Genomic DNA, 19163 nt, shown 5'->3' on the forward strand with positions numbered 1-19163 from the left:
ACCCCACGCGAAACCAGGCAAATCGGGCCAATTGTGTGACATCACCGCAGCACCATGCAGCCGCGGGCTTCGAAGTCCGCAAGCCACGACGGTTCCCGCAACTCCTTGTTCCACCGCAGATCCAGCTTGTCCAATTTGGACAACTGAGCGATCGACGACGGCAGCGAGGTGAGCTGATTCTCGCGCAGGTCCAGTTGACGCAACTCGCTCAGCTCCCCGATTGAGGGCGGCAACGCCGTCAGCCGGTTGCGCCGCAGGTGCAGCTCGCGTAATGCGGACAGTGTCCCGATCGACTCCGGCAGCTCGGTCAACCCGTTGCCGTACAAGCGAAATTCGCGTAACGAAGCCAGCCCGGAGAGGTCGTCCGGGAGGGTGGAGATGCGATTGTCCGTACACCCCAGGTATTTCAGCCTGCCGAGCGAGCACAACGCGACAGGGAACTCGGTCAGCCGGTTGTCGCTCACATAGAGGTATTCCGTCAGCGCCGAAAGCTCGCCGAGTTCGTCCGGCAGGGTCGAAAGCTCGTTGTGCCCCAGATCGAGCGTGTGCAGATTCCGCAGGGCGCCGATCGACGGCGAGATGGTGGTCAGCCGGTTGGTCGCCAGATTCAGCACGCGTAGCCCGGAAAGGGACCACAGGTCGTCGGGAACCGACGTCAGCCGGTTGTCGTAGAGATCCAGGTATTCGAGCGAGGCCGGGAGGGGAAGTCCGCGCAAGGAGGTCAGCCCCTGGCCACTGAGTTCGAGCCGAGTGGTCACAGGGGCCGACCGTAGGCGATGGACCAGTGGGCTCAGGTCACGGCCCGGTGCCCTCCGCCGCCCTTGACCTTCGCGTAGATCGCCGCCGCGCCGATCACGCCGACGATGGCCGCGCCGACCTGGAAGGCGTGCCGGATCCAGTCGATGCCCGCGGTGTCGCGGACCCCGAACACCCCGGCCAGCCAGTTGCCGATGAACGCGGCGATGATGCCGACGATGATCGTCAGCCACATCGGGATCTTCTGATCGCCCGGCGCGATCATCCGACCGATGACACCGAGGATCAGGCCGACCACGATCGTGGTGATGATGCCCCAAAGGCCACCCAACATGGTTCCTCCTTAGCTGGAAATCGATGAGCCCACGGTGGCACCGATTCGGGCTCGTCGCGCCTCAAGACCCCTTACCGGGTGACACTGCGGCGTCCGTAGAGGTTCGCGGCCAGGGTGACCCCGAGACCGGCGATGACGATCTGGGTGATGAGTTCGAGCCAGTCGAAGCCCTTCGTGTCCGCGTAGCCGAGTCCACGGGCGATCGCCGTACCGATGAAGGCGGCGACGATACCGACGATGATGGTCAGCCAGATCGGGATGGACTGCTTGCCGGGTGCGAAGAACCTGCCGAGCACCCCGAGGATCAAACCGACCACGATCGCCGTGATGATGCCGGTGACTGTCATTGAGACTCCTTTGCCGAGGTCTCCGCCCGGAGGCGGACTCAGCACGGTGATGCCCGCCCGAAACCCCCTCGAAACCAGAAAGGCCCTCTCCACGAGGGAGAGGGCCTTTCGTCACGAAAACGTTTAGAACGCGGCTTCGGAGATCTCCATGAGGCTGTTGTCCGCGGCCTCGACGATCGCGCGGCGCGCGGTCAGCTCCGGCAGCACGCTCTTCGCGAAGAACGACGCCACGGCGAGCTTGCCCTCGTAGAACGGGGTGTCCTTCGCCGACGCGCCCGCGTCGAGCTTGGTGATCGCGACCTCGGCGTGCTTGATGAGCTGCCAGCCGATGAGCAGGTCGCCGACCGACATCAGCAGGCGGACCGTGTGCTGGCCGACCTTGTTGATGTTCTGCGGGTCTTCCTGCGACGAGGTCAGGTAGCCGATCAGCGAGCCGAGCATGCCCTGGGTGTCCTCGAGCGCCTGCTTGAGCAGACCGCGCTCGTTCTTGAGCCGCCCGTTGCCGATCTCCGACTCGATGGTCTTCGTGATCTCCCCGGCGACGTAGGCCAGCGAAGCACCCTTGTCGCGGACGATCTTGCGGAAGAAGAAGTCCAGCGACTGGATGGCCGTGGTGCCTTCGTACAGCGAATCGATCTTCGCGTCACGGATGTACTGCTCGATCGGGTAGTCCTGCAGGAAGCCGGACCCGCCGAGGGTCTGCAGCGACTGCACGAGCTGCTCGGTCGCGCGCTCGGAGCCGACCCCCTTGACGATCGGGAGCAGCAGGTCGTTGACGCCGTGCGCGACCTTCAGCGAAGCCTCGTCGCCCTCGCCGGTCCACACCTGGTCCTGGAAGGTCGCCGTGTAGAGGTACACCGCGCGCAGGCCCTCGGCGTACGCCTTCTGCAGCATCAGCGAACGGCGGACGTCCGGGTGGTTGGTGATCGTGACGCGCGGCGCCGCCTTGTTCAGCATGTTCGGCAGGTCGGCGCCCTGGACGCGCTCCTTGGCGTACTCGAGCGCGTTGAGGTAACCGGTCGACAGCGTCGCGATGGCCTTCGTGCCGACCATCATGCGGGCGTACTCGATGACCTGGAACATCTGCGCGATGCCGTCGTGCACCTCGCCGAGCAGCCAGCCCTTGGCGGGGGTGCCGTGCTGGCCGAAGGTCAGCTCGCAGGTGGTGGAGGCCTTGATGCCCATCTTGTGCTCGACGTTGGTGACGAAGGCGCCGTTGCGCTCGCCCAGCTCACCGGTCTCGCCGTCGAAGTGGAACTTCGGCACGAGGAAGAGCGAAAGGCCCTTGGTGCCGGGCCTGGTCTCGATGCCGGGGCCCTCGGGGCGGGCCAGCACCAGGTGCATGATGTTCTCGACCATGTCGTTCTCGGCCGAGGTGATGAACCGCTTCACGCCGTCGATGTGCCAGGAGCCGTCCTCCTGCTTGACGGCCTTGGCGCGACCGGCGCCGACGTCGGAACCGGCGTCGGGCTCGGTGAGGACCATCGTGGCGCCCCAGCCGCGGTCGATCATGATCTGCGCCCAGCGCTTCTGCTCGGCGGTGCCGTTCTTGTCGACGATGCCGGCGAAGTTCGGGCCCGCCATGTACATGAACAGCGGCGCGTTGGCGCCGAGGATCAGCTCGGCCGCGGCCCACTGCACGGTCGGGGGCAGGCCGAAGCCGCCAAGCTCGTTCGGCAGGCCCAGCCGCCACCATTCGCCGTCCATCAGCGCCTGGTAGCTCTTCTTGAACGACTCGGGGATCTTCACCGAGAAGGTCTTCGGGTCGTACACCGGCGGGTTGCGGTCCGCGTCGGCGTACGAATCGGCGAGGGGACCGGAAGCCAGCTTGTTCAGCTCGGTCAGCACGCCGCGGGCGGTCTCCTCGTCGGACTCCGCGAGGACGCCCTTTCCGAGGCGGTCCTGCACGCCGAGTACCTCGAAGAGGTTGAACTCCAGGTCTCGGACGTTGCTCTTGTAGTGGCCCATGTCGTCACTCCAATGTGTTCGGCTCCCCGGCCGGGCACATGTTCCCTACTCGCCGGTAACATAAGGATATTACCTGTGGGTAACCGGCGGCAAGTGAATGGCCACTGTTGTGATGTGTAAATCAGCAATACGGGGGGTCTCAGCGGGTCGACGGCGCGATCGAAGTGGCCGGCGTCGCATCGGCCGGGGTGTGCGTGTCGTCGGGGGTCGCGATCAGGATGCCGGAGCGGAACGCGATGGTCACCGCGTGCGTCCGGTCTCGGGCCGACAGCTTGCGCAGGATGCTCTTGACGTGGGTCCGCACGGTTTCCACGGACAGGAACAGGATCTTCGCGATCCCGGAGTTCTCCAGTCCCTCGGCGACCAGTTGCAGGACCTGGTACTCGCGGCGGGACAGCGGCATCAGGCCGCGCGCGGTCGCGGGCTTGGGGGCGTCACCCGGCTTGGGGAGCACGGGCTGGCGTTTCGGCCGGGCGGTCAGCGCCGCCAGCGTCGGGTCGATGTACCGGCGGTCGCTGTGCGCGCGCCGGATCGCCTCGGTCAGATGCCGTCCGTCGGTCGCCCTCGGCACGATCGCGTGCACGCCTGCCGCGATCGCCGCGGCGAGGTACTGCTGCGTGCGGTTGGTGTCCCTGACCAGCGTGATGATGACCAGCGCCGGATCGCCGCCGCTGAGCAGCCGGGACAGATGGCAGTTCGGGTCGAGCGCCGAATCCAGCACGATGACGTCCGGTTTGAGCTGCTCGCACAGCTGGAGCGCGGCGTGGTGGCTCGACGCGTGCCCGAGCCACTGCAATCCCGGCGTGCGGTGGACCAGCGAACTCAGTCCCTCGCAGAAGATCGGGATCGGGTCGACGGCGGCCACGCCGAGGCCTCGGCCGCCTGGTGACAGGCCACCAGGCCTGCCGGCCTGCGTTCGGTTCGGCTCGATGCCTCGCATCACGGACCCCTCCGTTTTCCTGCCCGTCATCTCCGGACGAGAGGACTCGAAAGTCCATTCGGTGACCACCGCCCCCCGGCGTGGTCACCCTCGTCAACCGGTCCCCCCTGCGGGACCGGACAGAGATGACACCTCGTAACTATTACGAGTCAGCAGGTCGGTGCACGTGACGCGATATCCCCCTCATAGATGTATCGCCTCGTCGCAGCAAACTCTGCGTATCAGCTGGTCGTGGATCTCTGGCTCGAATGAGCGCGACGAGGGGAGATCTTGGCGTGTTCACTACTCAGAGTGGACTTCGGCCTGCAGACGGCCGAACTCGTCCCCGAGCGCCGCAGGCGTCCAATGCGCGTTCAGTCCACTCGGATTGGGCAGTACCCAGACCCGGGCCCCGCCGATCTCGGCGTCCTGCGGGCCGACCTTCGCCTTCGGCAGGCCGAATGCGGCCCGGAACGCCGTGATCCCTACGACGGCGAGCCAGCGTGGCCGGTATTCGGCGACCCGCGCCGCGAGGAGCCGTCCGCCTTCGCGGAACTCGTCCGGGGTCAGCTCGTCGGCCCGCGCCGTCGTCCGCGCGACGACGTTGGTGATGCCGAGGCCGAGTTCGAGCAGTTCCTCCTGCTCGCTGGGGTCGAGCAGGCGCGGGGTGAAACCGCCGCGGTACAGCGCGGGCCAGAACCGGTTCCCCGGCCTGGCGAAGTGCAGGCCGAGCGCGCCGGAGTAGAGGCCGGGGTTGATCCCGCAGAACAGCACGTCCAGATCCGGCGCGATGACGTCGTCGATGGTCCTGCCGTAGGCGGCGGCCAGCTCTTCCTTGGTCGGTTTCGTCCTCACCCGGCCAGTTTCCGGCACGCCGGCGGGTATGGGCGAAGGGGCGGTCCCGGATGGTGCCTCGATCCTGGAACTCGGCAGCGGCGTCGGGCGGGTCACGCACGCGCTGCTGGACCTGGGGTATCCGGTGGTCGCGGTGGACGATTCGCCGGAGATGCTCGCCGGTGTCCGCGCCGAAAAGGTGTGTTCGAAGATCGAGGAGCTGCGGCTCGACCGGGCCTGATCAACACCGCCGCCGATGCCGGTCGCGCGGACTTCCTGGCCACCGCCCGCGCGCATGTCGCGCCCGGCGCGGGGGGTCGTCCGGTACTCGGCAGGGGCCGCTCGTGGACGCGGGCCTTCACCTGCCGCCGGCTGGAACTCCCGGCACTGGAGGCCGCGCTCGCCGACGCCGGACTGGTCTTCGAGCGCTGGTGCACCGGCGACCGGACCTGGTTCACTGCCGTCCCCGCGTGATCCACGACACCCACTTTCGTCGCAAGGGGTGGCCAAGTCACCACGACGTGCGTACTGTTTGTGATCTCGCACACAAGGTCGTATTCGGGGAGGCGTCTTGCAGTTCTCGCTCGTCCTCGGCGTGGTCGCGTTGATCTTCGTGGTGGCGACCGTGCTGGTGATCGCGGAAGACCGGCGGTCCGCGCGGCGCGCGGACCAGCGACGGCAGGCGAGGCTAGCGGATCTGGGCGAGGTCGACCCGCTCGCGGCGCGGAAACTGAAGCTCGACCGTTGACGGAACGGGCTTCCGCACGAGGCTGAGCAGCAGTGCCCCGGCGATCCAGCCGAGCATCGCGCCGCCGGTGTTGTTGAGCAGATCGTCGACGTCGAAGATCCGGTACACGTAGGGCGCGGTGCCGAAGTTCGCGGTGAATTGCGTGATCTCGATCAGCAGCGAAGCGGCGAGACCGATCAGCGTCGTGCCGATGAGGCCGCGCTTCCAGAGCGTCCTGGCGAAGAACCCGAGCGGCACGAACAGCAGCACGTTCATGGTGGCCTGCTGGAAGGTCTGCGTGGTGAACCAGTCGGCGGCTGGCAGTCCGTGCTTGAGCAGTTCGGTGTGGATGTCGGCGATCCACTGGAACGGGTTCAGCTGCACGGTCTGGCTCAGCCGTTTGACGCCGGGGCCGGGCAGCGGCAGGAAGGTCACCGCCAGCGTCATGCTGCCGTAGAGCAGCACGGCGGCCATGGTCAGAACCGGACGAAGACGCACCCGGCCGTGCCGCGAATGCAGGATGATCAGCTGTGGGATCAGCGCCGTCGCCCAGAGCGCGAAGAAGCCGATCAAGCCGTACTGCAGGGCGATGACCTGTGCGTTCGTCATGCCGTCGACGTTATGGATCCGGCAGGTCCCGCCACTTCGGTCGAAGGGCCGCGACAGCCGGGGCGGGATCGGCCGAGTGGCCGACCCCGATCTTGGCCGATCGGCGATATTCGTTCCGCGCTTCGCCCGCTGACATGGGAGTCTGCCCGGATGCTGCTCGTTCGACGGCTCACTCCCGCGGACCTCGACGTCTTCCGTGAGATCCGCCTGCGCGCCTTGATGGACACCCCCGAGAACTACGGCTCGGTCGCCGCGGCCGAGCGGGCGCAGTCCGACGAGGAATGGCTCGCGAAGCTGGCGGGTGACGCCTGGTTCGCGGCCTTCGACGAAGACCGTCCGGTGGGTCTCGTCGCCGGGCGGGCGCGTGACGACGGCTGGATCCTCTATTCGATGTGGGTCGCGCCCGAAACGCGCGGCCGCGGGCTGGCCACGAAGCTGATGGACGAGGTGCGGTCGGCCGCCGAGGCCGACGGCGCGCGTGAGGTGTGGCTGCACGTCGCGGAGGACAACGACCGGGCGCGGCGGCTGTATTTGAAGCTCGGGTTCATCGCGACGGGTGACCTGGAGCCGATGCCGAACGACGTCACCCGGCGGCGTGAACGTCTCTATTTACCTGTTACCGGAGGTAGCACTAAATAGCTTAATCTCGCGGGATGGACAACGTCGTCTTCGACCGCGCGGGCAAGGGTGAGCCGCTGGTGCTGATCCACGGGGTCGGCCACCGGCGTCAGGCCTGGTCGCCCGTGCTCGGCCTGCTCACCCCGCACCGCGACGTCATCACCGTCGACTTGCCCGGCTTCGGCGAATCCGCACCGCACTCCGGCGGTTACGGCGTCGAGGCCGCTGTCGAGATGTTCGCGAAGTTCTTCGGCGAACTCGGCCTCGGCAAACCGCACGTCGCGGGCAACTCGCTCGGCGGCCTGCTCTCGCTCGCGCTCGGGGAAGCGGGTCTCGTCCGCAGTGTGACGGCGTTGTCCCCGGCCGGGCTGTGGACGCCGCGGCAGCAGCGATACGCGCTGAGCATGCTGCGCACCCACCGGCTGCTGGCCGAGCGTATCCCCGAACGCACCGCCCGGCGCCTCGCCGCGACACCGGCGGGCCGGTCGATGCTGACCGGGATGATCGTCGGCCGTCCGGACCGGCTCACCACGCAGGTCGTGCTGGAGGACATCCGCGCGCTCGCCTGCTGCCCCGGCTTCCGGCCGACGCTGGAGCAGGCCCGCGGCGGTTTCCGGTTCGACGACGTCGTCCGCGACGTCCCGGTGACCATCGCGTGGGCGGAACGCGATCGCATCCTCGCCCGTCCGAAGGCCGCCGAGCTGCGCCGTATCGCGCCGAAGGCCGAGCTGCTGGTGCTGCGCGGCTGCGGGCACGTGCCGATGAACGACGAGCCCGAGCTGGTGGCGCGGGTACTTCTGAACGGTTCGCGCGCCATGTGACGTTTGCTTATCGTCCGGCTATTTCCTCTGGTGATCGTCAAACTCGCCAGGCAGACTCCTCCGCCGTGCGCCCGATGGGGACGTTCGGGCGCGAATCGGAGGAAGAATGAAGCTCTCTACCCGGCTGGCCGTCGTCACCGGTGCCGCGCTGACCGCGCTGGCCGCCGTCGCCGCGCCCGCGTCCGCCGCGTCGGCGACCACCGACGTCCGGATCATCACGTTCAACGACCTGCACGGCAACCTCGAACCGCCGTCCGGTTCGAGCGGCAGGGTCACGCTGCCCGGCGGTGGGACGGTCAACGCGGGCGGTGCCGCCTACCTCGCGACGCACCTGAAGAAGCTCCGCGGTGAAGCGGCCAACTCGGTCGTCCTCTCGGCAGGCGACAGCATCGGCGCGTCGCCGGTGATCTCGGCGTTGTTCCACGACGAACCGACCGTCGAACTGCTGAACCAGCTCGGTGTGCGGGCATCCGTGGTGGGCAACCACGAATTCGACGAGGGGATCGAGGAACTCCGCCGGATGGAGCACGGCGGCTGCCACGAGACCGACGGCTGTCAGTTCCGGAAGTCCTTCAAGGGCGCGAACTTCCCGTTCCTCGGATCCAATGTGTACTACGAGAACGGTGTCCCGGCACTGCTGCCGTTCAGCATCGAGTTCTCCGGCGGCGTCCCGATCGGCGTCATCGGCGCGACGCTGAAGGATCTGCCGCAGGTCGTCACTCCGGAGGCGATCAAGGGCCTGAAGTTCGGTGAAGAGGTCGAGGCGATCGACCGCACCGCGAAGCTGCTCGACCTCTTCGGCGTCAAGGCGCAGGTCGTGCTGCTGCACCAGGGCGACGGCTCCGAGACCGCCGGCCCGGACGAATGCAAGGTCAAGCCGGGTGCGGCGACCGCGATCGCGCAGAAGGTGACGTCCAAAGTGGACGCCATCTTCACCGGGCACAGCCACCAGCAGTACAACTGCGTGCTCGCCGACCCGGCCGGCAAGCCGCGTCCGGTGATCCAGGGCGCGTCGTTCGGCCGCCTGCTTTCGGTCGTCGACCTGAAGATCGACCGCCGGACCCGCGACGTCGTGCGTGACGAGACCAAGGCGCACAACCAGATCGTCACCCGCGACGTCAAGCCCGACCGTGCCGTGCAGGACCTGATCGACGAGGCGAAGACCAAGGCCGCGCCGATCGCGAACAAGGCCGTCGGCACCATCACCGCGGACCTGGACGACGAGGGCGCGGCCTCCGGTGAGTCCCCGCTGGGCGACGTCATCGCCGACGCCCAACTCGAAGCCACACAGTCGAACGGCGCGCAGATCGCCATGACGAACCCCGGCGGCATCCGCACGGACTTCACCTACCTGTCCTCGCCAGCCGGCGAAGGCGACGGCGTCGTGACCTACGGCGAGGCGTTCGCCGTGCAGCCGTTCGCGAACATCATGCAGACGATCACGCTCACCGGCGCGGATCTGAAGAACGTGCTCGAACAGCAGTGGCAGGCCAACGGTGTCGTGCGGATCCTGCAGATCTCGAAGTCGCTGAAGTACTCGTACTCGGCGTCGGCCGCCCAGGGCGCGCGTATCTCGAACCTGACGCTCAACGGCACGCCGATCGACCCGGCGGCGTCGTACCGCGTCTCGGTGAACAACTTCCTCGCCGCCGGCGGGGACGGCTTCACCGAATTCACCAAGGGGACCAACCTGTCGGGTGGTCCGGTGGACCTGGACGCGCTGATCGCGTACTTCGCGGCGCACCCGGGCATCGCGCCGCCTCCCGCGGACCGGATCACCGTGCTGCCGTAGGTCCCGCGAGTGCCATGAACGGTCCGTTACTTGCAAATTTCGCAAGTAACGGACCGTTCATGGCGTCTGCGGGGTGGTTTTGTCAGTGACCCAGGGCACAATGGCCGCCATGACGACCTGGGAAGAAGTCGTGGCTCTGGCGGGCAGGCTGCCGGAGGTCGAGGAGTCCACTTCGTACCGCACGCCGTCGCTCAAGGTCGCGGGCAAGAGCTTCGCCCGCCTGCGCACCGAGGCCGAGGGCGGGCTGATGCTGCTGTGCGAGCACGCGGAGAAGGAGGCACTGCTGGCCTCCGGCGACCCCGCGTACTTCACCACGCCGCATTACGACGGCTACGGCGCGATCCTCGTCGATCTGGAGAAGGTCGAGAAGACGCAGCTGCGTGAGCTCATCGAAGAAGCCTGGCGGATGAAGGCACCCGCCAGGCTCACGAAAGGACTGAACGACTAGCGGAGTTCCCCTTCGAGCAGGCTCATCAGGTACTCGTCGTGCCACTGGCCGTTCTGGCCGCGGAACGACTGCCGATGCCTGCCGTCCACCTGGAACCCGAGCTTCTTGTAGACGTGGATCGCGGCCTCGTTGTCGACCACCACCCACAGCGCGATCAGGTGCAGCCGCATCATGTCGAAGCCGTAGCGGCAGAGCGTGCGCATGGCGTCGGTGCCGTAGCCGCCGCCCCAGTGGTCCTTCTCGCCGAGATAGATGTCGAGCTCGGCGCGGCCCCCTTCCGGCGTGGCGTCGCGCAGCGTGCAGGTGCCGATCAACGTGCCGACGGCGAGGCTCTCGATCGCGAAGTCCACCTGGCTGAAGCTGTTGGGCTTCCGGAGGGCGAAGCGCTCGCGGATCTGGGCGAGGGATTCCGGATGGTCCGCGGGCAGCCAGCGGGTGACCTCCGGGTCGTTGTGCCAGCGCCACAGCGTGTCCGCGTCCTCGGGTTCCAGCGGCCGCAAGCGGATCAGTTCACCGGTCAGCATCGTCCATCCCAAGATCGGTATCCGGACTTTCCAGACTATTAGGCGACACCCGCGAGCAGCCACCGCTTAACGGGGACTTCCAGCAGCACCCTGGCGCCGAACGGCTCGATCTCCTCGCCTGCCGCCCAACCGTCGTACTTCGCCGCCAGCGCCGCGAGAACGTCTTCGCGGAGAGCCCCACGATGGACGCGTGCCACGCCTTCGGCGACAGCGGGGGCGTCGCCGTCTTCCAGCGCGAGGCTGACGCGCGGATCGATGCCGATGTTGCGCACCTTCACGTTCCGCTCGCCGCTGCCGATCCAGAAGACGTCGTCGAGATACACGAACCACACCGGCGTGACGTGCGGCGAACCGTCCGCGCGGAGCGTGCACAACCAGACGTTGCGCTCCCGCGCGAGACGTTCGATAAGCGATTGATCACGTTTCACCTGGTCAGCTTGCCCGAAAGCTAGGGTGCCGGGCGTATGAAGGTCCACCAGTACTGCTACTTCGCCTTGAAGAGCGAAACCGTGTCCGCCGGGGAGATCACCGCGCGGCTCGGCATGGCGCCCGACGAGGTATTGGTGCTGGGTTCGCGGTCCGCCGAACACCGGTTGCCGCGGATGCACGCCTGGAAGGTGACGCATCGCGGTTCCGAACCGGTCGACGACCAGATCGAGAGTGTGATCGGCAGGCTCGCCCCGGTCCGCCCGGGGATCCGGAAGCTGGTGGACGAAGGAGCGAGCGCGGTGCTGCAAGTGGTGCGCTACTTCCACCACCGCGACGGCGGCGAAGAATTCGGCTGGCACCTGTCGCCGGCCGTGCTCGCGTTCCTCACCGAAGCCGCCGCCGCGCTCGACGTCGACGAGTACGACCTCAGCGAATGACCTTCCGGCGGTCATGGTGGGATGGGGCCCCACAGCCGGACAACCCCGTTGGGAGCCCAGCATGTCGAGCGAGAACTGGCCGCTGCGTCAGGTTCCCGAATCGCCGGTGATCATCTCCCGGTCGCTGGTGGACGATCCGTCGAACCTCGCGTTCGTCGTACTGGACGACGATGGTGACTGGTTCATCAGCGACGGCAACGAGTTCTCCGAGGACATGGACCTCAACCGCGACGCGTTCGGCGCGCTGCCGCTGCGGGAAGCGGTGGAGCTCATCCCCGAACTCGTCGCGCTCGCCGGCCTCCCCACCGGCATGGCCGCCGACTGGGACCAGGAACGGCGCACATGGCTGCTGAGCTCCGTCGCCGACTCGGATGACGACGAGGAAGACCTCCTGGTGCGCGCCGCCCGCCTCGCCGCGTGGACGCATCCGGGCTCGCCGCTGGAAGAAGTCCAGGTGAGCACCGAACTCGCCGAGATCTCCGCCGACCCCGCCGCCCCGGCCCGCGCCGTGCGCCAGGTCGTGCGCGAGGCCGACGGCAGCTGGCTGCTCGTCGGCTTCGAGGTGCCGGAGAACGAGGACTTCGAGGTCGAAGCCCTCGAAATGGAGCACGCTGTCACCCTGTACCCGGACGTCGCGCTGGTGCTGAGCGCCGCGCCCGGCCAGGTCTACGACCGGCCGAGCGCCGACGCCCCCTGGGAACTCGTCGAAGGCTGACCTTCAGCCGAAGTCGCAGTACATGACGTGCAACCCGATGCGCCCCAGCGTCGGATGCTCGAACGCGCCTGGCACCGTGCCGACGATCTTGAACCCGAGCCGCTCGTAGACCCGGATCCCGGCGACGTTGGATTCGGCCACCGCGTTGAACTGCATGCCCGCGAAACCCTGTTCCTTGGCCCATTCCAGGACATGCGCGCACAGCGCACTGCCGACACCCTTGCCGCGCAAGTCCTTGTCCACCATGAAACTGGCCGTCGCGATATGCGACCCCGGCCCGCCATGGTTGGGACCGGTCTTGGCCGTGCCGAGCACGCGGCCGTCCTCGACCGCCACCACCGTCCGGCCCGGCGGCGTCTGCACCCAGGTCCCGCGAGCGGCTTCTTCGGTGAGGTTCGGGTCGTAGGTGTACGTGTCCGCCGCCCGCACGACTTCGTGCACGATCGGCCAGATCTGTACCCAGTCGTCTTCGGTGAACTCCCGGATCTCCATGTCCGGCACCGTAGTCAAAAACCGGCCCGGCGGTTCTGGTGCCATCGCCAGGCGAAGCCGGAACCCAAAAGCAGTCCGGCCCCTGCCAAGGCCGCGCCGATCCAAACCTCCGTCGAGCGGGATTCCCGCTCGACCCGCGTTCCCGGCGGCAATCCGGCCGCGATCCCGTCGATCTTGGCCTGGACCGACCGGTGGTCGAAGACGCTCAGATCGCCGTCCTCCGCCAACGTGGTCAGCCAGCGGCGAACCTCGTCGTTCTGCTCAGCGGAGAAACCGGGAAACTCGACCGCGGACGTCCGGAGCAGCCCAGGACCCATGCACCTCAACGGCTCGCCGGTGGACGCGTCGAGATATTGCCCGGTCGGTCCGCATTCCTCACCCGCCCTGGCGAAAACGACGGTGTACGGCCCCGGCCCGCTGCCCGCGTTCAAGCCGATGAGGAGGAAGACCACGCCGACCAGCACCAGCGGGAAGATCAGCGACCCAGCCAGCACGGTCAGTACGACGGCCGCCGTGCTGTCGTGCGCTTTTCTCCCCACGCGCGAGAAGGTAACAGTGGGGCCGGGGGAGGAGTCCCGAACCGATCGGCGCATGCCCTGACTGAGGCAGGATGACGGTATGACGACTGGCGAAAGCCCGGAACCGGTTCTGCCTCGCGAGGAGGCTCGCCGTTTTCGCACCGTCGGCGTGTTCGACGGTGAACCCGATCTCGGACGGGCTTGCAAGCAAGCAGCCCGTCACGAACGCGGAGACGACGGTCTGAGCGGCAAGCCCGAACCGATCGGCTAATGGCACATGAATGGCCCAGCCGGAAGATCGGCCGGACAAAGCGAAAGCACCAGGTCCACAGTGGACATCCACTGACCTGGGGCTTTCGCAGCTGAGCGGATGACGGGAATCGAACCCGCGTATTCAGCTTGGGAAGCTGATGTTCTACCATTGAACTACATCCGCAGTGCTCGGCCAGCATACATGGTCCGGATCTCTCCTTGCCAAGACCCCACCTCGTCTTGACGCCGCCGCCTTCAAGTGACAACACTTGTTGTCTACGTCGGAGGTGAGCCGGATGGACGAGAGGCTGCCCGACCCCGAGCTGTTCCGCCAAGGCGGGTTCCGGGTCGCGTCGAGGTTGTTCATCGAGGGCGACATCAGGGGTGACGAGCGCCAGGTGGCCCGGTTGCGGGGGTTCGCGCAGCGGGAGGATCCGGCGGCCGACGTGCTGGTGCCGTTGCTGCGAAAAGGTGCCCAGGGACAGTTCGAACAGGCGCTGCGGCAAGGCATCGAGAGTGTCGAGAGTCCGCCGGAGGAGCTCGAAGCCTTCTTTCGCGACGTCGAGGCGACGCCGTACTGGGTCGATCAGGACCGGTTGGAGCGCGGAGCGCGGGCGATCACGCGTGCCGGGTTGCTGGGGCTCTTTCCGCTCGGTGACGTTTCGTTGATGGGCGGCTATCTCGCGTCGCGTGCCACGAAGTCGCTCGTCGGCACGGGCGAGATCGAGTACAAGGCGGCGCGGCGCCTCGTCGAGACGGCGACTTGGTGGATCCACGTGACGACGCCGGGTGCGCTGGTGCCCGGCGGGCGCGGGTACGAGGCCGCGTTGCGGGTGCGGATCGTGCACGCGCATGTCCGCGCCGCGATGAACCGCCGCAAGGATTGGGATTACGCCGCTTGGGACAGGCCGGTCAATCAGGTCCAGACCGCGGGCACGCTCCTGCTCTTCTCCCTCGTCTACGTGTTCGGCACACAACTGCTCGGGCTTCGCTACAGCGCCCGCGAGCGTGCCGACATCCTGCACCTTTGGCGTTACGTCGGTTGGCTGATGGGCGTCGACGAGGAGCTCCTGCCCGCCGGCGAGGACGACGCCTGGCGGCTGCTGTGGCTGCTCCGCCACCACCGAGTTCATCCCCGACGACGATTCCAAACGGCTCGCCGCGGCGCTCATGAAGTCCCACGCCTCGATCGGCGAGGGCCGGGGCGCGGTGGGCAAGGTGCTTTCGCATGTGTCGGTCGCGGCGCACGGGTCGATCAGCAGACTCCTTCTCGGCAAGACCAACGCCGACTTCCTGGAGCTGCCGGACGATCCGATCGCGCAGGCGGCCGTGGTCGCGGTGGCGGGTGTCAACTTCGCCGCCGAGACGGTTCGTCGGGTGGTGCCCGGCGCGACGGCGCTCCAGGAGCTGATCGGGGCCGCCGGCCGTCGCCACTACCTCCGGCAGGTCACCAAGGTGTTCGGGCTCGACCCCACCTACGGCAGGCACATGAAGGCCGCTTGACTACGCTGACCGCGTGCTCCTCAGCGACCGTGACCTCCGTAAAGAGCTCGACGCCGGCCGTCTCGGTGTCGACCCGTTCGACCCGACGATGGTCCAGCCGTCGAGCATCGACGTGCGACTCGACCGCTATTTCCGCGTGTTCGACAACAGCAAGTACACGCACATCGACCCGCAGCTCCAGCAGGACGAGCTGACCTCGCTGGTCGAGAAAGAGGGCGAAGATCCCTTCGTCCTGCACCCCGGCGAGTTCGTGCTGGGTTCGACGTACGAGACCGTCACGCTCGCCGACGACCTCGCCGGCCGTCTGGAGGGCAAGTCCTCCCTCGGCCGCCTCGGCCTGCTCACGCACTCCACCGCGGGCTTCATCGACCCGGGCTTCTCGGGTCACATCACGCTGGAGCTGTCGAACGTCGCGAACCTGCCGATCACGCTGTGGCCGGGTATGAAGATCGGTCAGCTCTGCATCTTCCGCCTGTCCAGCGCGGCGGAGTTCCCGTACGGCTCGAACGAGGCCGGTTCGCGCTACCAGGGGCAGCGGGGCCCGACCCCGAGCCGCGCGTACAAGAACTTCCACCGCGTCGACACCTGGCGCTAGCTCACCGGCGCTTCCCACTCGATCCGGTGCCGCCACATGAAGGCGTTCGGATCCTCCTTCGGCGGGTTCTTGAACGCCCGCGTGAGGAAGAAGTCGCGGATCACCCGTCCGACGGGGCCGACCGCCTTCGCGTCGCCGTTGCGCTTGCCGCGCTCGACGACGGCCTCGACGCGCTCGCGTCGCAGTCCTTCGTAGGCGGCGCGCGCTTTCGGGATCGAGGGCACGTCGCGCAGGCATCGCGCCAGCGTGACGGCGTCCTCGACGGCCATCGCCGCGCCTTGTCCCGCGGCCGGTGAGGTCGCGTGGGCGGCGTCGCCGATGATGACCATCCGGTCCGTCCGCCAGGTCGGCACGCTCGGGAAGTCGTACGTCGCCCACGGCCGGTAGATCTCCCGCGTCGCGCGCACGATCTCGACGGCCGGAGTGCGGTCCACCGCGAGTTGCCGGATCAGGTCCTCGCGCCAGGTGCTCATTTCGGGAAGGTCGGCATGCTTCCGGGGCACGTTCGCGAACCACCAGACGCCGCCGTCCGGGTGGACGACGTGCGCGAAGAACAGCCGCTTGCCGAAGGTCATGTGCATGACGCCGGGTTCGTCGTCCAGCCGCAGGCCCTCGGCCAGCCCGCCGGTGTTCAGCAGGGGCACGTAGCGCGGTGACGGCGCCCGCGGGTCGATGATCGTCCTTACCCGCGAGCGGAGCCCGTCCGCGCCGATCAGCAGGTCGCCCTCGGCCGACGAGCCGTCCTCGAACGTCGCGAGTACGCCGGAAGCGGTCTCGCGAGCGTCGGCCAGGCGCTTGCCGTAGCGGACCTCGATGCCGCGTCTGACGGCTTCGTCGCGAAGGCCGATGTAGAGGTCGGAGCGCAGCACGGTCTGGCTCGTGGTGCCGTCTTCCAGCCTGCCGCCGAGCGCGAGGTCCGCCAGTTCACGCCCGTTCCCCAGCCGCATCTTGATCCGCGGCGTGTCGAATCCCAGGTCTTTGACCAGGTCTTTCAGTCCCAGCGGTGCCAGCGCGTCGAGTCCGTTCACCGCGAGTGTCAGAAACGCGCCGACGCCTTCCGCGGTCCGGTCGTACGCCTCGTGGATGACCGGTTCGTGGCCGATCTCGTGTAGCGCGATCGCCGTGACCGTGCCCGCGATACCCCCGCCGGCGATCAGTACCTTCGCCATGTCGTTCACCCCATCGAATATCTTAGAAACTAATTCGTTCTATCGAACTAAAGACTCCGCTAGGCTGGCCGACGTGTCAAGTGAGCGGGCGGAACTGGTCGAACGGGTCCTCGGCGGATCGCGGGCGCTGTCGACGGAGACGGTCATGTTCCATACGGCGATCGCCGAGCAGCGCGGCCTTTCGGCCGTCGAAAGCAAGGTGACCGACTACCTCGCCCGCCTCGGGCCGCAGACGCCGAAGGCGCTCTCGCAGCTCTCGGGGCTCGCCCCGGCGTCGATCACCGCGCTCATCGACAGGCTCGAGGGCAAGGGGATCGTCGCGCGTAAGCCGCATCCCGAGGACCGGCGCAAGGTGCTCATCGAGATCGACGGGGCGGCGATGGCCTCCGCCGCGCCGTTGTGGGACCACCTGGTGAAGTCGGTCCGCGAGACCTGCGAGAACTACACGGACGGTGAGCTCGAGGCGGTGGTCCGGTTCCTCACGGACGCCGCGGCGATCACCCATGAGTCGACCGAGTTGATCACTCAGGGCGACCGCTGAGCGGTATTACTACTTTCGGGGGTATTGCCGTAACCGGTTCGTGATAGTTTTCGGCCTCGTGTCCCCCAATAGAACACGAAGCCGGTTACTGCTGGTCACGCTCAGCGTCCTGCTGGGCGGGGTGATCGCCAGTGCGAGTTACCTGATGGTGACCGATCGGTTCCAGGGTACTGCGCTGAGTAATCTGTCGCTGAGTGTTCCCGACACCAAGGGCAGACCCGGCGACGCCCTCGCGAAGCCTCCCTCTTACTTCGGCCAGACGTCCGCTCCGGCCCCTGGCGGCCCCGCGTCCGACTCCGCGGCCCCGACGTCTTCTTCGGCCGCCCCCACGTCTTCCTCCGCGCCGCCGAGCTCGTCGTCCGCTCCGGCCGAGCCGCCGGCCCAGAGTTCCGAAGCCCCGAAGCCGGCGCCCAGCAAGGCCCCGGAGCCGCCACGTTCGCAGGACAGCTCGCTCGCCGCGCAGGTCGTCGACCTCGTCAACGCCGAGCGTGCCGACGCGGGCTGCTCGCCGGTGAGCAACGAGTCGCGTCTCGCCGCCGCCGCGCAGGGCCACAGCGACGACATGTCCGCCAGGAACTACTTCTCGCACACCACGCCGGAAGGCGTCACGTTCGACCAGCGCATCCGTGCCGCCGGCTACGACAAGCCCGGCGCCGAGAACATCGCCAAGGGCCAGTCGAACGCCGCGAAGGTGATGGACGCCTGGATGAACTCCGAGGGCCACCGCGCGAACATCCTCAACTGCAAGCTGAAGAAGATCGGTGTCGGCGTCAACACCAAGGGCATGTACTGGACGCAGAACTTCGGCTACTGACCCTTGTCCCAGTCGCCGTAGCGGGCCAGCACGGCCGCGCGCAGTTCGGCGTCCGTGCGCGGGACCGGTTCGATGAACACCTCGGTGACGTCGCCGAAGGTCCGCGTCAGTTCGCTCGCAATCCGGACACAGGCGCGTTCGACCTCCGCGGCGGAGAGTGCGTCGTCGAAGTCGACGCGGGCGCAGACGAGCACCTGATCGGTGCCCATCAGCATGGTCTGCAGGTCGACGACGGCCTCGATCTCCGGCGCGCCCATCAAGTGGTCGCGCACCGCGCGCACCAGCCTCGGATCGGCCTGCCTGCCGATCAGCAGGCCGCGGTTGGTGCGCCCGAGCACGTACGCGACGAGCGCCAGCAGCACCCCGATCGCGATCGACGCCGCGCCGTCCCAGACATGCGATCCGGTGAGCTGGTGCAGCCCGATCCCGGCGAACGCGAGCAGCAGGCCGATCAGCGCGGCCGAGTCCTCGAACAGGACGGTCTTCGGGGCCGGGTCGTCGATCATCCGCAGGTACACCGAGACCTTCTGGCCGGACTCCGCGGCGTCGCGCCGCACCTGCCGCACGGCCTGGAACCACGAGACGGACTCGAGGACGAACGCGATCGCGAGGACGACGTAGCCGACGATCGGATCGGACTGCTCGGTCGCTTCGCCGAACACCGTCGAGAAGCCTTCGTAGAGCGCGAACATCGCGCCGGAGGCGAAGATCGACACCGCCGCGAGCAGCGACCAGAAGTAGCGTTCCTTGCCGTAGCCGAAGGGGTGGACGCGGTCGGCGGGGCGGTCCGACCGTTTCAGCGCGGTCAGCAGGAGGACTTCGGTGATCGTGTCGGCCACCGAGTGCGCGGCCTCCGACAGCATCGCGCCGGAGCCGGTGATGATCCCGGCGATCAGTTTCAGCACGGCGATGGCGAGGTTGACCCCACCCGCCAGCACCACGGTCAGCGTGCTTTCGTCACCGGATTCTTCACTCACCTCGCGTAGCGTAGTGCGAGTGAG

At 67.6% G+C, this 19163-nt stretch carries 25 protein-coding genes, 1 tRNA gene and 1 pseudogene; 13 read left to right on the forward strand and 14 right to left on the reverse strand.

Annotated elements, in window-relative coordinates; all coding sequences use genetic code 11:
• Positions 1–41: 41 nt before the first annotated feature.
• The 6 genes from DMH03_RS05300 to mug form a co-directional block, all read right to left on the reverse strand.
• On the reverse strand, positions 42–758 hold the full coding sequence (locus DMH03_RS05300; RefSeq protein WP_125790826.1) for a leucine-rich repeat domain-containing protein: 717 nt from the start codon (positions 756–758) through the stop codon (positions 42–44).
• 32 nt (positions 759–790) lie between these two features.
• On the reverse strand, positions 791–1090 hold the full coding sequence (locus DMH03_RS05305; RefSeq protein ID WP_125790827.1) for a GlsB/YeaQ/YmgE family stress response membrane protein: 300 nt from the start codon (positions 1088–1090) through the stop codon (positions 791–793).
• 71 nt (positions 1091–1161) lie between these two features.
• Positions 1162–1437 (reverse strand): GlsB/YeaQ/YmgE family stress response membrane protein, encoded by a 276-nt coding sequence (locus DMH03_RS05310; protein WP_125790828.1) that lies wholly within the window; start codon positions 1435–1437, stop codon positions 1162–1164.
• A 123-nt stretch (positions 1438–1560) separates the two neighbouring features.
• Positions 1561–3405, reverse strand: coding sequence for an acyl-CoA dehydrogenase (locus tag DMH03_RS05315; RefSeq protein ID WP_125790829.1), 1845 nt, complete (start codon positions 3403–3405; stop codon positions 1561–1563).
• A 139-nt stretch (positions 3406–3544) separates the two neighbouring features.
• Positions 3545–4345 carry a response regulator transcription factor gene (locus DMH03_RS05320; RefSeq protein ID WP_125790830.1) on the reverse strand — a complete coding sequence of 267 codons (801 nt, stop codon included), beginning with the start codon at positions 4343–4345 and terminating at the stop codon, positions 3545–3547.
• 282 nt (positions 4346–4627) lie between these two features.
• Entirely contained in the window at positions 4628–5179 is a 552-nt protein-coding gene (gene mug / locus DMH03_RS05325) for a G/U mismatch-specific DNA glycosylase (protein WP_125790831.1), read from the reverse strand.
• 28 nt (positions 5180–5207) lie between these two features.
• Between mug and DMH03_RS05330 the strand changes: the two genes are divergently transcribed.
• From DMH03_RS05330 to DMH03_RS42265, 3 genes are all read left to right on the forward strand, one after another.
• On the forward strand, positions 5208–5399 hold the full coding sequence (locus tag DMH03_RS05330) for a methyltransferase domain-containing protein (RefSeq protein WP_125790832.1): 192 nt from the start codon (positions 5208–5210) through the stop codon (positions 5397–5399).
• Entirely contained in the window at positions 5360–5632 is a 273-nt protein-coding gene (locus DMH03_RS05335) for a hypothetical protein (RefSeq protein WP_125790833.1), read from the forward strand. The genes DMH03_RS05330 and DMH03_RS05335 overlap by 40 nt, the downstream gene beginning before the upstream one ends.
• A gap of 97 nt (positions 5633–5729) precedes the next feature.
• Positions 5730–5906 (forward strand): hypothetical protein, encoded by a 177-nt coding sequence (locus DMH03_RS42265; protein ID WP_199748678.1) that lies wholly within the window; start codon positions 5730–5732, stop codon positions 5904–5906.
• On the opposite strand, the gene DMH03_RS05340 is transcribed toward DMH03_RS42265, so the two are convergent.
• Positions 5847–6494 carry a VanZ family protein gene (locus tag DMH03_RS05340; protein WP_125790834.1) on the reverse strand — a complete coding sequence of 216 codons (648 nt, stop codon included), beginning with the start codon at positions 6492–6494 and terminating at the stop codon, positions 5847–5849. The two genes, DMH03_RS42265 and DMH03_RS05340, sit on opposite strands and share 60 nt — an antisense overlap.
• 150 nt (positions 6495–6644) lie before the next feature.
• Here DMH03_RS05340 and DMH03_RS05345 point away from each other — a divergent pair, with 150 nt between their 5' ends.
• The 4 genes from DMH03_RS05345 (at position 6645) to DMH03_RS05360 (ending at position 10173) form a co-directional block, all read left to right on the forward strand.
• Positions 6645–7133 carry a GNAT family N-acetyltransferase gene (locus DMH03_RS05345; RefSeq protein ID WP_125790835.1) on the forward strand — a complete coding sequence of 163 codons (489 nt, stop codon included), beginning with the start codon at positions 6645–6647 and terminating at the stop codon, positions 7131–7133.
• 14 nt (positions 7134–7147) lie between these two features.
• A complete protein-coding gene (locus DMH03_RS05350; protein ID WP_125790836.1) occupies positions 7148–7933 on the forward strand; it encodes an alpha/beta fold hydrolase in 786 nt (261 codons plus the stop codon).
• A gap of 106 nt (positions 7934–8039) precedes the next feature.
• A complete protein-coding gene (locus DMH03_RS05355; protein ID WP_125790837.1) occupies positions 8040–9725 on the forward strand; it encodes a bifunctional UDP-sugar hydrolase/5'-nucleotidase in 1686 nt (561 codons plus the stop codon).
• 109 nt (positions 9726–9834) lie between these two features.
• Complete coding sequence (locus DMH03_RS05360) at positions 9835–10173, forward strand: MmcQ/YjbR family DNA-binding protein (protein ID WP_125779836.1); 339 nt, start codon at positions 9835–9837, stop codon at positions 10171–10173.
• Here the strand turns inward: DMH03_RS05360 and DMH03_RS05365 are convergent.
• Together DMH03_RS05365 and DMH03_RS05370 are read right to left on the reverse strand one after the other, a co-directional pair.
• Positions 10170–10697 carry a GNAT family N-acetyltransferase gene (locus tag DMH03_RS05365; RefSeq protein WP_125790838.1) on the reverse strand — a complete coding sequence of 176 codons (528 nt, stop codon included), beginning with the start codon at positions 10695–10697 and terminating at the stop codon, positions 10170–10172. The genes DMH03_RS05360 and DMH03_RS05365 overlap by 4 nt on opposite strands.
• Before the next feature lie 38 nt (positions 10698–10735).
• Positions 10736–11125: a pyridoxamine 5'-phosphate oxidase family protein gene (locus DMH03_RS05370; RefSeq protein ID WP_125790839.1), complete on the reverse strand. Its 390-nt coding sequence runs from the start codon at positions 11123–11125 to the stop codon at positions 10736–10738.
• Between the two features lie 36 nt (positions 11126–11161).
• Between DMH03_RS05370 and DMH03_RS05375 the strand changes: the two genes are divergently transcribed.
• Both DMH03_RS05375 and DMH03_RS05380 read left to right on the forward strand, forming a co-directional pair.
• Positions 11162–11563: a DUF4279 domain-containing protein gene (locus DMH03_RS05375; protein WP_125779830.1), complete on the forward strand. Its 402-nt coding sequence runs from the start codon at positions 11162–11164 to the stop codon at positions 11561–11563.
• Positions 11564–11624: 61 nt separating this feature from the next.
• Positions 11625–12278: a hypothetical protein gene (locus DMH03_RS05380; protein WP_125790840.1), complete on the forward strand. Its 654-nt coding sequence runs from the start codon at positions 11625–11627 to the stop codon at positions 12276–12278.
• Positions 12279–12281: 3 nt separating this feature from the next.
• On the opposite strand, the gene DMH03_RS05385 is transcribed toward DMH03_RS05380, so the two are convergent.
• The 3 genes from DMH03_RS05385 to DMH03_RS05395 all read right to left on the reverse strand — a co-directional run bounded on the left by DMH03_RS05385 (position 12282) and on the right by DMH03_RS05395 (position 13724).
• Positions 12282–12770, reverse strand: a complete 489-nt coding sequence (locus DMH03_RS05385) for a GNAT family N-acetyltransferase (RefSeq protein ID WP_125790841.1) — start codon at positions 12768–12770, stop codon at positions 12282–12284.
• Positions 12771–12784: 14 nt separating this feature from the next.
• Positions 12785–13309 (reverse strand): hypothetical protein, encoded by a 525-nt coding sequence (locus tag DMH03_RS05390; RefSeq protein ID WP_125790842.1) that lies wholly within the window; start codon positions 13307–13309, stop codon positions 12785–12787.
• Positions 13310–13653: 344 nt separating this feature from the next.
• Positions 13654–13724 (reverse strand) — tRNA-Gly (locus DMH03_RS05395).
• Between the two features lie 112 nt (positions 13725–13836).
• On the opposite strand from DMH03_RS05395, the pseudogene DMH03_RS05400 reads away from it, so the two are divergent.
• Both DMH03_RS05400 and dcd read left to right on the forward strand, forming a co-directional pair.
• Positions 13837–15043, forward strand: a pseudogene (locus tag DMH03_RS05400) (oxygenase MpaB family protein).
• A gap of 13 nt (positions 15044–15056) precedes the next feature.
• Positions 15057–15638, forward strand: coding sequence for a dCTP deaminase (gene dcd / locus DMH03_RS05405; protein ID WP_125679521.1), 582 nt, complete (start codon positions 15057–15059; stop codon positions 15636–15638).
• On the opposite strand, the gene DMH03_RS05410 is transcribed toward dcd, so the two are convergent.
• Positions 15635–16807: an NAD(P)/FAD-dependent oxidoreductase gene (locus DMH03_RS05410; RefSeq protein WP_125790843.1), complete on the reverse strand. Its 1173-nt coding sequence runs from the start codon at positions 16805–16807 to the stop codon at positions 15635–15637. The genes dcd and DMH03_RS05410 overlap by 4 nt on opposite strands.
• Before the next feature lie 73 nt (positions 16808–16880).
• On the opposite strand from DMH03_RS05410, the gene DMH03_RS05415 reads away from it, so the two are divergent.
• Positions 16881–17348 (forward strand): MarR family winged helix-turn-helix transcriptional regulator, encoded by a 468-nt coding sequence (locus tag DMH03_RS05415; RefSeq protein ID WP_125790844.1) that lies wholly within the window; start codon positions 16881–16883, stop codon positions 17346–17348.
• A gap of 121 nt (positions 17349–17469) precedes the next feature.
• Positions 17470–18162 (forward strand): CAP domain-containing protein, encoded by a 693-nt coding sequence (locus DMH03_RS05420; RefSeq protein ID WP_125791556.1) that lies wholly within the window; start codon positions 17470–17472, stop codon positions 18160–18162.
• On the opposite strand, the gene DMH03_RS05425 is transcribed toward DMH03_RS05420, so the two are convergent.
• A complete protein-coding gene (locus tag DMH03_RS05425) occupies positions 18156–19139 on the reverse strand; it encodes a cation diffusion facilitator family transporter (RefSeq protein WP_125790845.1) in 984 nt (327 codons plus the stop codon). The genes DMH03_RS05420 and DMH03_RS05425 overlap by 7 nt on opposite strands.
• Between the last annotated feature and the right edge of the window lie 24 nt (positions 19140–19163).

The organism is Amycolatopsis sp. WAC 01376 (genome assembly GCF_003947415.1).
Taxonomy (GTDB): Bacteria; Actinomycetota; Actinomycetes; order Mycobacteriales; family Pseudonocardiaceae; genus Amycolatopsis.

Coding starts and splice junctions, on each gene's coding strand:
- DMH03_RS05305 (WP_125790827.1), bottom strand. CDS start 1,090: ATGTTGGGTGGCCTTTGGGGCATCATCACCACGATCGTGGTCGGCCTG.
- DMH03_RS05310 (WP_125790828.1), bottom strand. CDS start 1,437: ATGACAGTCACCGGCATCATCACGGCGATCGTGGTCGGTTTGATCCTC.
- DMH03_RS05315 (WP_125790829.1), bottom strand. CDS start 3,405: ATGGGCCACTACAAGAGCAACGTCCGAGACCTGGAGTTCAACCTCTTC.
- DMH03_RS05320 (WP_125790830.1), bottom strand. CDS start 4,345: ATGCGAGGCATCGAGCCGAACCGAACGCAGGCCGGCAGGCCTGGTGGC.
- DMH03_RS05330 (WP_125790832.1), top strand. CDS start 5,208: ATGGGCGAAGGGGCGGTCCCGGATGGTGCCTCGATCCTGGAACTCGGC.
- DMH03_RS05340 (WP_125790834.1), bottom strand. CDS start 6,494: ATGACGAACGCACAGGTCATCGCCCTGCAGTACGGCTTGATCGGCTTC.
- DMH03_RS05345 (WP_125790835.1), top strand. CDS start 6,645: ATGCTGCTCGTTCGACGGCTCACTCCCGCGGACCTCGACGTCTTCCGT.
- DMH03_RS05350 (WP_125790836.1), top strand. CDS start 7,148: ATGGACAACGTCGTCTTCGACCGCGCGGGCAAGGGTGAGCCGCTGGTG.
- DMH03_RS05355 (WP_125790837.1), top strand. CDS start 8,040: ATGAAGCTCTCTACCCGGCTGGCCGTCGTCACCGGTGCCGCGCTGACC.
- DMH03_RS05360 (WP_125779836.1), top strand. CDS start 9,835: ATGACGACCTGGGAAGAAGTCGTGGCTCTGGCGGGCAGGCTGCCGGAG.
- DMH03_RS05365 (WP_125790838.1), bottom strand. CDS start 10,697: ATGCTGACCGGTGAACTGATCCGCTTGCGGCCGCTGGAACCCGAGGAC.
- DMH03_RS05375 (WP_125779830.1), top strand. CDS start 11,162: ATGAAGGTCCACCAGTACTGCTACTTCGCCTTGAAGAGCGAAACCGTG.
- DMH03_RS05380 (WP_125790840.1), top strand. CDS start 11,625: ATGTCGAGCGAGAACTGGCCGCTGCGTCAGGTTCCCGAATCGCCGGTG.
- DMH03_RS05385 (WP_125790841.1), bottom strand. CDS start 12,770: ATGGAGATCCGGGAGTTCACCGAAGACGACTGGGTACAGATCTGGCCG.
- DMH03_RS05410 (WP_125790843.1), bottom strand. CDS start 16,807: ATGGCGAAGGTACTGATCGCCGGCGGGGGTATCGCGGGCACGGTCACG.